The organism is Billgrantia hypersalina (assembly GCF_052584175.1).
The window spans coordinates 158,722-169,624 of record NZ_JBMIQI010000018.1 but is presented as its reverse complement, the minus strand read 5'-3'; the positions used below and the strand labels follow the sequence as shown (position 1 = coordinate 169,624).

General features: G+C 65.8%; 7 protein-coding genes. 4 read left to right on the top strand and 3 right to left on the bottom strand.

All coding sequences use genetic code 11. From position 1 onward, the window contains the following. The first annotated feature begins 30 nt into the window (after positions 1–30). From ACOJCM_RS15485 to ACOJCM_RS15470, 4 genes are read left to right on the top strand one after another with little or no spacing between them, the layout of a single operon-like run. Positions 31–2,016: an HlyD family efflux transporter periplasmic adaptor subunit gene (locus tag ACOJCM_RS15485; protein ID WP_445212966.1), complete on the top strand. Its 1,986-nt coding sequence runs from the start codon at positions 31–33 to the stop codon at positions 2,014–2,016. Positions 2,017–2,019: 3 nt separating this feature from the next. Then, positions 2,020–4,179 (top strand): peptidase M50, encoded by a 2,160-nt coding sequence (locus ACOJCM_RS15480; RefSeq protein WP_445212965.1) that lies wholly within the window; start codon positions 2,020–2,022, stop codon positions 4,177–4,179. A gap of 25 nt (positions 4,180–4,204) precedes the next feature. After that, positions 4,205–6,145 carry a preprotein translocase subunit SecA gene (locus tag ACOJCM_RS15475; protein WP_445212964.1) on the top strand — a complete coding sequence of 647 codons (1,941 nt, stop codon included), beginning with the start codon at positions 4,205–4,207 and terminating at the stop codon, positions 6,143–6,145. A 55-nt stretch (positions 6,146–6,200) separates the two neighbouring features. Further along, positions 6,201–6,959, top strand: coding sequence for an efflux RND transporter periplasmic adaptor subunit (locus ACOJCM_RS15470; protein ID WP_445212963.1), 759 nt, complete (start codon positions 6,201–6,203; stop codon positions 6,957–6,959). A 485-nt stretch (positions 6,960–7,444) separates the two neighbouring features. On the opposite strand, the gene ACOJCM_RS15465 is transcribed toward ACOJCM_RS15470, so the two are convergent. Genes ACOJCM_RS15465 through ACOJCM_RS15455 form a run of 3 tightly spaced genes read right to left on the bottom strand, consistent with a single transcriptional unit; the run spans position 7,445 to position 10,778 of the window. Continuing rightward, the gene (locus ACOJCM_RS15465; protein ID WP_445212962.1) at positions 7,445–7,960 is read right to left on the bottom strand and encodes a CAP domain-containing protein; all 516 of its coding nucleotides are present in this window, start codon (positions 7,958–7,960) and stop codon (positions 7,445–7,447) included. Between the two features lie 60 nt (positions 7,961–8,020). Further along, positions 8,021–9,442: an FAD-binding oxidoreductase gene (locus ACOJCM_RS15460; protein ID WP_445212961.1), complete on the bottom strand. Its 1,422-nt coding sequence runs from the start codon at positions 9,440–9,442 to the stop codon at positions 8,021–8,023. Positions 9,443–9,485: 43 nt separating this feature from the next. Next, positions 9,486–10,778, bottom strand: coding sequence for an L-fuconate dehydratase (locus tag ACOJCM_RS15455; RefSeq protein ID WP_445212960.1), 1,293 nt, complete (start codon positions 10,776–10,778; stop codon positions 9,486–9,488). Between the last annotated feature and the right edge of the window lie 125 nt (positions 10,779–10,903).

Genomic DNA, 10,903 nt, shown 5'->3' with positions numbered 1-10,903 from the left:
TGGCCGGGCAGGCAGGCGCTGTGAGGGCAGATGCAGCTGAGCGGTATTGAAACGGCCGATGGCGAAAGGCTGGCCAGCGAGGCCGGGCAACAGCAGGGGCTGGGCATTCAGGGTTGGCTCGTCCGGCACTGTGAGCAAGCGCCGCGGCCGGAAGGGGCCAGCGTGACCCAAGGCATTGTGCTGTGGCGTAGGGGCGAGCAGTGGCAGCCCGTTGCGCTGTGGCCAAGCCAGGCGGATGGTGCGGCGCTGCTTTCTCTTGCCGAAGAGGTGCGCGAGGCCGGGCGCGGAATGGTCATGCAGCTCGATACCGGCCACCTGGCGATCGGCTTCCCGGTACGGGATTTGGCTGACGTTTCCTCTTCGGCCAGTGAGTCTGCGGGTCAGGCGCTGCTCGGGGCCGTTGCCCTGCGCATATCCGTACCCGAAACGCTGCAGGGACTCGACCTGGAAACCGCTGCTCTGCGGGCCAGCCTGCCGGCGTCGCTGCTGCGGGGCGAGCAGCAGTCAAAGGCTCACACCGCGACCCAGTCCATGCTGTTGCCGCTGATGCGTCGGCTCGAAGACGGAATCGCCGCTCTCGAGCGCGATGCCTTGCAGCGTCACCATCGTGCCGGGCGACAGCGTCAGGAAACCCTTTCTCAGCACCTTACCCTGCTGGCCGCCGTGCTGGCCGAGGCCCGGTTTGCAGCCGCTGCCATGCAGCTTGTCTCGCGCCTGGCCAGCCATTTCGAGGCAGAGCGGGTCAGCCTGGGCTGGCGTCGCGGGGCGCGCACCCGGGTCGAACAGATCTCCCACAGCGCCCAGTTCAACCGCAAGATGAATCGTATCCGGGCCACCGAAACGGCGATGGATGAGGCGCTCGATCAGCGTGGAACCGCCGTGTGGCCGACTCCTACGGGGCCGGAAGGCGTACGGCGCGTCGCGCGAGCCCAGGCCGCGTTGGGCAAGATGACGGGGCTGTCCGCGGTAGTCAGCGTGCCGCTACTGGACGGGGTTCGGCCGTTGGGGGCCGTTACCCTGGAGCGCGAGGTGCCGTTCGCCGCCCAGGAGGTCGCAGCGCTGGAGAGTCTGTTGGCGCTCTGCGCCCGTGCGCTGGAGGAAAAGCGACGCAACGACAGGCCGCTGCCGCTGAAGGTCGTCATTGCCGGCGGTGAGCAGCTCGGTCGCCTGGTTGGCCCCGGCCACCTGGGCTACAAGCTCGCCTCACTGCTTCTCGCGGGCGTGCTGGGCTTTTCGGCGCTTGCCAAGGGAACCGACCGCATCTCGGCGGATGCGGTGCTCGAGAGCCGCGAGCAGCGCGTGATAACGGCGCCGTTTCGCGGCTATATCGACGACGCGCTGGTACGACCCGGCGACAGGGTCGAGGCGGGACAGCCGCTGGCCAGCATGGAGAGCCGCGACCTGCTGTTGGAGCGCTTGCAGTGGCAGAGCGAGCTGGCGAAGTTCGAACGCCAGGAGCAGGAGATGCGTGCACGCGGCGATCGTGCCGCGCTCAACGTGCTGGCGGCTCAGCGCGATCAGGCCCAGGCAAGGTTGGCGTTGGTCGATTCGCGGCTGGAGCGCGCCACGCTGCTGGCGCCTTTTGCCGGCGTGGTGGTCAGCGGTGATCTCACCCAGCGGCTGGGTGGTGCCGTGGAGCAGGGTGAGGAGCTGTTTCGGGTGTCGCCGCTGGACGACTTTCGCCTCGAACTGGAGGTGCCGGAGGGGCGCATCGACGACGTTGACATCGGTCAGCGCGGTGAGTTGGTGCTGGCCGCGATGACCGGGGCGAGACTGCCGTTCGTCATCGAGCGGATCACACCGCAGACACGCAGCGGCGACGGAAGCAGTCGTTTCGTCGTCGAGGCCAACCTGGCGCGAGACGCCGGAGACATCGACGCCGAGACGCGCCAGGCGCTGCGCCCGGGCCTGCAGGGGGTAGGCAGGATCGAAGCCGGGGAGGGCAGGCTGATCGGCATCTGGACGCGGGAACTCGTGGATTGGCTACGTCTCACGTTATGGCGCTGGTGGGGGTAACGCATGGCGGGACCTCTCTTCAGCCAGCATTGGCACCGGGTGGCCGACTTGCGTCTGCGGCTGCGCCATCACGCCAACCTGCATCGACATGAATACCGTGGCGAGCCCTGGTACGTGTTGCACGATACCCTGACTGGGCAGGTGCACCGTTTCACACCGGAGGCGTACCAGGTCATCGGGCGCCTGGACGGCAAGCGCACGCTGCGAGACATCTGGGATCAGGTCAGCGCTTCGCTGGGCGATGCCATGCCGACCCAGCAGGAACTGATCGCCTTGATCGGCCGCCTGCATGGCGCCAACGTGCTCTCGGGGTACGGGGATATCGACATTGACGAACTCTCCCGTCGCCAGGCACGGCAGAAGCGTGGCAAGTGGCTGCAGTTGATTCGCTCCCCGCTGGGTATTCGCCTGCCGCTGCTCGATCCGGAGCGCTTCGTCGCGGCGAGCTACCCCTTGGTACGCCCTTTCTTCAGCCCGCTCGGCGGGGCGATCTGGCTGGCCACCCTGCTGCTGGCACTGGTGGTCGCCGGCGTGCATTGGCAGCCGCTGACCGACAACCTGGCCGATCGCGTGTTCGGGGTCGGCAACCTGCTCATGCTGGCGCTGGTCTATCCCGTGATAAAGGCGCTGCATGAGCTGGGGCACGCCTGGGCGACCAAGGATGCCGGTGGCGAAGTGCACGAGGTCGGCGTCATGCTGTTGGTGTTCTTCCCGGTGCCCTATGTGGATGCCAGCGCCGCAGCGGCCTGCCCCGACAAGGGCCAGCGCATGCTGGTGGGGGCGGCAGGTATCCTGGTAGAGCTGTTCCTGGCTTCGCTGGCCATGTTGGTATGGGCGATGGCCGAGCCGGGCCTGCTGCGAGCGGCAGCATTCAATGTCATGCTGATCGCCGGTGTCTCGACGCTGCTGTTCAACGGCAACCCGCTGCTGCGCTTCGACGCCTATTACGTGCTGGCGGATTACCTCGAAATTCCCAACCTGTTCAATCGTGCCAACCAGCAGCTCACCTATACGGTAAAGCGCTACCTGCTGGGCCGGCGCGACGTGACGAGCCAGGCACGCTCCAGACGCGAGGCCTGCTGGCTGACCGGTTATGCATTGGCCTCGTTCGGCTATCGCCTGGTGATCATGGTGACCATCGCCGTGTTCGTGGCGACCAAGTACTTGTTCTTTGGCGTCATCCTGGCCCTGTGGTCGGTGTCGATGACGCTGGTGTTGCCCCTTTTCAAGCTGCTGAAGGCGATGACCGTGGAGGATTCCCTGCAAGGCTCGCGTGCGCGTGCCTGGGGCGGGTTGCTTGCTGGCCTTGCGCTGGGCGCACTGCTGTTGTTCCTGGTTCCGCTGCCCTACGCCACCTACGTGCAAGGTGTCATCGACAGCCGCGAACCGGCGCAGGTGCGCGTCGGTGTCAGCGGCGAGCTCATCGAGCTGTGGGTGGAAGACGGCCAGCCGGTCGAGGCGGGAGACCCGCTGATGCAGATCTCGGCGCCGGAACTGGATGTCGAGGTGCAGCTACTCGAGGCGCGTCGGCGCGAGATCGAGCAGGAGCTGGTGGCCAGCGTACGCGATACACGGGCGGCTGCGATCCTGCGCGAGACGCTGGTGCCGGTGGTGCGGCAGCTCGACGATGCCCGCGAGCGGGCGGCCGCCACGGTCTTGACCAGCCCGCATTCCGGCCTGCTGCTGATGCCCGAGGGCACGCCGCCGCTGGGCAGCTATCTGCAGCGAGGTGCTGCGGTGGGCGTCGTGGTGCGCCCCGAGGACTTGCGTATCAGGACCCTGCTGCCGGCGCATCAGGTCGAACGGGTGCGCAACGATACCCGCCAGGTGCGCCTGCGCCTGCCCGGCCATGAGCGGGACGCCTCGGGTAGCCTGCTGTGGGTCTCGCCCAGCTCCGACCACGCGATCCCGAGCTCGCTGCTCAGCGTCGAGGGGGGCGGGCACGTGGCGGTCGACCCCACGGCCAGGGCCGAGGACGGCTCGCCCAAGGCCTTTCGCCGCCATTACCTGGCGGATTTCACAGCAGAAGGCCTGCAGGCGGGAGGGCAGTTGCTGCAACTGGGAGGGCGGGTCCACGTACGTATCGAGCATGCCCCGGAACCCGTCGGCTATCGGCTTTGGCGCGACTTGCGCCGCTCCTTCCTGAGGTTGTTCGAGCGATGAGGGGGTGGGTGGGGAGGCGCGTGGCATGGCACTGATGAAGCTGCCCGCCGACGTGTTGGCGCGCCCCGAGCGGACCTTGCTGCCACCCGGCAGCCTGGAGCGGCCCTGGCATTGGCTGCGCTCGAAACTGCATCGGCCGGCGGCGCTACGTCGGCTGGGGCTGCGAGCCTATCTGCCGGGGATACACCGGCATGCCGTGTACTTGGCCGCCCTGGGCCCGCAGGGAATCGATGAGGAACGCGATGCGTTGCGCCTGCGGCTGTTGCGCCACGGTGTGACGCCACGACTGGCGCGGTGTGCCTTCGCCCTGGTACGAGAGGTTTCGCGGCGCGAGCTGGGCATGGCGCATCACGACGTGCAGTTGCTGGGTGGGTTGGCCATGCTGGGCGGCAGGATCGCCGAAATGCATACCGGCGAGGGCAAGACCCTGACGGCAACGCTACCGGCGGCAACGGCCGCCCTGGCCGGCATTCCCGTTCACGTCATTACCGTCAACGATTATCTTGCGGCGCGCGATGCTGAGCTGATGAGGCCCGTCTACCGTGCACTTGGCCTGAGCGTGGCGGTCGTCGTTCATGGAATGACACCCCATGAGCGACGCGCAGCCTACGCTGCCGATGTCGTCTACTGCACCAACAAGGAGCTGGTCTTCGACTACTTGCGCGATACCCAGCTGTTGGGACGGCATCGCCATCCCCTCCAGGCGCACGCGGCGCGCCTTGTCGGCGAGCTGCGTGACGAGCGGTTGCTGCTGCGTGGCCTGCACTTCGCCATCGTCGACGAGGCCGACAGCGTCATGCTCGACGAGGCGCGCACGCCGCTTATACTCTCGGGCCCTTCGGGCAACGATGTGCTGGACATCGGGATGCTGGACGAGGCACTGAAGCTCGCCGGTGAATTCGAGGAGAGCGAGCACTTCCTGCGCGAGAAAGGGCAGATTCACCTGACAGAGCGTGGCAGGCAGCGGCTCACCGAACAGGCCCAGGGCCTGACCGGCAGCGGTTGGGTGGGACGCTCGCGAAGGGAGTGGCTGATTCAGCAGGCGCTGGTGGCGCGCCACCGGTTCCAGCGCGATCATCACTACCTGGTACGCGACGGCAAGGTGCAGATCATCGACGAGCATACCGGTCGTGTGATGGCAGACCGCAGCTGGGAAAAGGGGTTGCAGCAGATGATCGAGCGCCTCGAGGGCTGCGAGCCGAGCGACCCCAGCGTGACGCTGGCTCGTATCACTTACCAGCGCTTCTTTCGCCGCTATCACCACCTCTCGGGCATGACCGGCACGGCACGGGAGGTACGTAGCGAATTTTGGCGCACCTACCGCCTGCGCGTGGTGGCGATTCCCCCGCATCGGCCGAGCAAGCGACAGCATTGGCCGACGGTGTGCGTCGCACGGGCACAGGACAAATGGGAGTGGATCGTCGAGCGTGCAAGAGAACTCGCCGGTCAGGGGCGAGCGGTATTGATCGCCACGGTCAACCTGGCGGATTCCGAGGCGCTTTCACGTCGACTGACCGGGGCCGGTATCGATCACGCCATGCTCAACGCGCGCCAGGATGCCGAGGAGGCAAAGACGGTGGCTCGCGCCGGGAGCAAGGGGGCAGTGACGGTGGCCACCAGCATGGCAGGGCGTGGCACCGATGTTTCCCTCGATGCCGTGGTCAAGTCGGCGGGGGGGCTCCATGTCATCGTTGCGGGGCATCACGATGCCTCACGGGTAGATCGCCAGATCGCGGGACGCTGTGCGCGACAGGGCGACCCGGGAAGCGTGGAATTCGTCGTCAGCGAAGAGGATACACTGCTCGAGGAACTGGAGGGCTGGCAGCGTCACCTGGGCCGGCTGCCGACGCGTCTGCGGCGTGCCCAGCGTCGGCGCGAGGCGCGCCATGCGCGGGAGCGTGCACGTCTGCTGGAGGCCGATTGGCGGGAAGACGAGCAATTGGGTTTTAGCGGCAAGTCGGAGTGACCGACCACCATCAACGCCATGCCGTGTCTCGCGGTAAGCCAGAACGAGGATTCGAATGCTTCAGCTTTTTCATCGCAGCGTCACGCTGCTGTGCGTTACCGCAGCTCTCGGGAGTGCTGCACACCAGGCCCAGGCCCAGGATGTCGTCGAGTTAGGTTTCGGTGAGTTGAGCTGTCTGGTCGAGCCGGGAAGGCAGGCGACGCTCTCGAGCCAGGTGCCTGGCGTCATCGAGCGTATCGAGGTCGAGCCCGGCGACCGGGTCGAAGCCGGCGATACGTTGTTCTCGCTGAAGCGCGACGTGGAGCAGGCCAGCGTCGCGCTGGAGCGCGCGAGGGCTGACTATGCCGAGCGCCGCGTGCAGCGCAACCAGCGCATGGTCGAACGCGGCATGCTCAGCGAGAGCGAGCGCGACGAGATCGACACTGAGCTGCGCCTGGCCCGCATGCAGGTCAATCTGGTCAATGCCAGGCTGGAACAGATGAGCCAGCGTGCCCCGTTTACCGGCCTGGTCACCCAGCGGCTGGCGGAGGAGGGGGAGTACATCGATGCCACCCCGGTGCTGGAACTGGTTCAGCTCGACCCGCTGAGAGTCGAGGCCGTCATGTCCCTGACCGCCTATGGAGCGATTCAGGTGGGCGATAGCCTCCGGGTGGAACTGCTGGCGCCGGAAGAGCGAGAAGTCACGGCCCGTGTGGCCCGGGTGGATCGTGTCATTGATGCGTCGAGCGGCACTTTTGGTGTCGGGCTGACATTGGAGAATCCGGCAGGCGACATACCCGCGGGGATCAACTGCCGGCTCAAGCCTGCCCCTTGAATGTTCCGTTAACGTCGCGCAGCCGCCGAAATGTCGCACCAAAATGGCTATGGAAGCCTTTTCCATGCACTGCAGTAAGGTGAAAGCGGTTTTCTTGACAGACAGCGCCCTATCTTTGGTACGTCGGGGCAAAGTTTCTTAACGTTAATGAAATGTCGATAAAGCTAAGGCATGATGATTCTGGTTGTCACACAGGAGAAACCTCATGTCTGCATCATCGAACGCGGCAAGCTTCATCAGTGAAGTGCTGGACCACTGGGTTTCCCAGGCGCTGGCTCAACAGGCGGCCCGCGACGCCATTGCGGCATATATCCGCTGATACGGCACGCCTTGCCGTGGACCACGGAGGGTCCAGTTTCACCCACTCCGACATTGCCTCCGTACTTCTCTCTCTTGTCTCTCGTTCTTTTGTTTTCGCCTCCACTACACCGCGCTTGCTGAAAGCCCCTGCTTGAGACTCACGTGGAAATCGCCTGCTCAGCCATCTACCGCGGCTGCGCGAACACCTGCGTCCAGAAGGGCGAATAGCGTGACTCCTCGGTTTCGACCGAGGCCGCTCCCATTTCGGTGAAGTCCTCGCTCATGATATTGGCGCAGTGGCCCGGGCTCTCGAGCCATCCCTGCATGACGTCCTCCACCTCGGACTGGCCGGCGGCGATGTTCTCTCCTACTGCCATCCACGCGTAGCCGGCCTCATTGACGCGTGCCGCGACACCTTCGTCATCCGTTCCGGTATGGCCGAAAAATTCCTCTTCGGCCATGGCGCGTGAATGGGCCCGGGCCGCCTCGGCCAAGCGGCAATCCCACGCCAGCGGCTCGGCCGCTTCAAGCTCCTCGTCACCGCACTGGCGTACTTCGCTACGTGCCTGGTTGACGCGCTCGAGCATCTCCTGCTGCTCCTCGCTGGGCTCGCATTCGGCGTCGGCGAGTAGCTGGCCGGTGGGGAGGGCAAGGCCGAACGCCAGGAAGGCGGCCGGCAGTAGCAGAATGGGATAAGTCATCGACCTTCCTCTGGTCATGGGGCTACCTGGAGGGTAGACGGGGTTGCGTTCGTTTGCCGCTCAGCCTCGCGGTGGCAGGATGCGCGCGGGGTTCATCAGGCCGTCGGGATCGAACAGCACCTTGATGCCTTCGGCCAGCTCGCGTTCCACCGGGGAAAGTCGTGCCAGGTAGGCGGCTTGCTTGGTGCGGCCGATGCCATGCTCGGCGCTGATACTGCCGCCGAAACCGTCGAGCACGTCAAAAAGGCACAACTCCAGGTCGTGAAGGTGGCCGCGCTTTTCGGCCTCGGCCATGGCCCGGGGCGGCAGGATATTGAAGTGCAGGTTGCCGTCGCCGACGTGGCCGTAGGCGATGATCTCACAGTCGGGTGAGGCTTCCATCACGCGGCGACTGGCTTCGTCGACGAAGGCGGGGATCGCCGAGATGGGGACAGAGATGTCGGTGCGCAGGTGCTCGCCGCGACGACGCTGGCCTTCCAGCATGCTTTCTCGGAACTGCCAGAGCTGCCGCGATTGCGCTTCGCTGGCGGCCAGTGCGCCGTCGAGCACCAGCTCGCGTTCCATGCCCTGTTCGAGTAGATGTTCCAGCATGGCGCCAAGGTCCAGGGGACCGCTGGCCGCGACCTCCATCAGCACGTACCAGGGGTAGCGGCTCTCCATGGGATCGCCGAGGGATGGCGTGGCCTCCATGGCGAGTTCGATGCAGCGGCGCGGTATCAGCTCGAAGGCACTGAGCAGGTCGCTGCAGTCACGCCGGGCGAGGCCGTAAAGTTCGATTACCGCTTCCAGCGAGGGAACGCCGAGCAGGGCGGTGCGGGCCTGGGTGGCCCGTGGCGAGAGCTTGAGCACGGCGCCGGTGACGATGCCGAGGGTGCCCTCACTGCCGAGGAACAGCTGCTTCAAGGCATAGCCGCGATTGTCCTTGTGCAGGGTGGTCATGCCGTCCCACAGGCGCCCGTCCGGCAACACGACCTCGAGCCCCAGCACCAGTTGGCGCATCATGCCGTAGCGCAGCACGTTCAACCCGCCGGCATTGGTGGCGATATTGCCCCCGATCTGGCAGCTTCCCTGGGCGCCGAGGGCGAGAGGAAATTCGCAATCGTGCTCGGCGGCGGCCTGCTTGACGTTCTCTAGGATGCACCCGGCATCCACCGACATGGTAAAGCTGATCGGGTCGACGGAACGTATGCGGTTCATGCGTTCCAGGCTGATGACCAGTTCGTTGCCCTCGACGGCGGGCAGGGCGCCTGCCACCAGGCCGCTGTGGCCGCCCTGGGGCACCATGGCGATGCCATGGTCACGACACAGGCGCACCGTGGCAGCGACTTCCTCGGGAGAGGCGGGACGGGCGACTGCCAGCGGCATGCCGAGCCGGTCTCCTGCCCAGTCCGCCACGTAGCGCGCCATGCCCTCCGGCTCGCGCAGCAGCCCGCGCTCGCCCAGGCGTGCGCCGAGTGCTTCGAGAAAGTCGTTTCGTTCCATTGCGCTCGTCTCCTGCCGCACGTCTTGCGTTCTCATATACCGGCTACTGCCATTCGGCACCATCGGGGAAGCGATGCCGGGCCAGCGATTCGGCATGCATGGTAATGCTGTAACCCGCGGCTTCGGGTATACGATAGCGGCCGCGTTCGATTGTCACCGGATCGACGAAATGCTCGTGCAGGTGGTCGACGTACTCCAGCACGCGCCCTTCCAGGCTGCCCGACACGGCAATGTAGTCGAACAGCGAAATGTGCTGGACGTATTCGCACAGCCCGACACCCCCGGCATGGGGGCAGACGGGCACGCCGAACTTGGCGGCCATCAGTACCACCAGGATCGCTTCGTTGAGGCCGCCCAGGCGCGCGGCATCGAGCTGGCAGTAGTCGAGCGCCTCGGCCTGGAAGAATTGCTTGAACATCACCTTGTTGTGGCAGTGCTCACCGGTGGCCACTCCGATCGGGGAAACGCGATGGCGGATCTCGGCATGGCCGAGGATATCGTCGGGGTTGGTGGGCTCTTCGATCCACAGCGGGTCGAACTCGGCCAGGCGGCGCATCTTGGCGATCGTCTCGTCGACATCCCAGACCTGGTTGGCGTCCATCATCAGCACGTTGTCCCAGCCGATCTCCTCACGCAGCAGGGCCGCACGACGGGCGTCCTCTTCCAGGTTGCCGCCGATCTTCTGCTTGAAGTGAGTCCAGCCCTCTGCCAGCGCTTCCCGCGCCAGGCGGCGCACCTTGTCGTCGCTGTAGCCGAGCCAGCCGGCCGATGTGGTGTAGGCGGGGAAACCGTCGCGCCGCATTTCGGCCTCGCGCTCGGGCTTACCAGCCTCCCGTCTGCGCAGTAGCGCGAGAGCTTCCTCGGGGGTCAAGGCGTCAGTGACGAAACGGAAGTCCAGGCAGCGCACCAGTTGTTCTGGCGTCATGTCCACCAGCAGCTTCCAGACAGGCTTGCCTTCGCGCTTGGCCCATAGATCCCATACCGCATTGACCAGCGCCGCCGTGGCCAGGTGGATCGCGCCCTTGTCGGGACCGATCCAGCGCAGCTGGCTATCGCCGGTGATCTCGCGCCAGAAGCTGCCCATGTCGGTGGTGATCGAGGCCAGCGAGCGGCCTTCTACCAGGTGGGCCAGCGCCTTTACCGCCGCGACCACGATCTCGTTGCCGCGGCCGATGGTGAAGGTGAGCCCGTGCCCTTCCGGCCCGCCATCGTCGACGTGCAGGATGACGTAGGTGGCGGAGTAGTCCGGCGCGGCGTTCATGGCATCCGAGCCCTCGAGGTCGCGCGAGGTGGGAAAGCGGATGTCCTGGACCTCGACCCGGGTGATGGTGGTCATGTTGCCTCCTTGCGAGGGGCCTGGCGTTTGGCCAGGACTCGTCTAACATGCTATTTGTGTCGTGTTGTATGACAGGTATGCCAAGTCATTGTCACTCTAGCGCAAGGTGGCAGGCCGGTCGACCG

Coding starts and splice junctions, on each gene's coding strand:
- ACOJCM_RS15465 (WP_445212962.1), bottom strand. CDS start 7,960: ATGACTTATCCCATTCTGCTACTGCCGGCCGCCTTCCTGGCGTTCGGC.
- ACOJCM_RS15480 (WP_445212965.1), top strand. CDS start 2,020: ATGGCGGGACCTCTCTTCAGCCAGCATTGGCACCGGGTGGCCGACTTG.
- ACOJCM_RS15460 (WP_445212961.1), bottom strand. CDS start 9,442: ATGGAACGAAACGACTTTCTCGAAGCACTCGGCGCACGCCTGGGCGAG.
- ACOJCM_RS15475 (WP_445212964.1), top strand. CDS start 4,205: ATGGCACTGATGAAGCTGCCCGCCGACGTGTTGGCGCGCCCCGAGCGG.
- ACOJCM_RS15470 (WP_445212963.1), top strand. CDS start 6,201: ATGCTTCAGCTTTTTCATCGCAGCGTCACGCTGCTGTGCGTTACCGCA.
- ACOJCM_RS15485 (WP_445212966.1), top strand. CDS start 31: ATGCAGCTGAGCGGTATTGAAACGGCCGATGGCGAAAGGCTGGCCAGC.
- ACOJCM_RS15455 (WP_445212960.1), bottom strand. CDS start 10,778: ATGACCACCATCACCCGGGTCGAGGTCCAGGACATCCGCTTTCCCACC.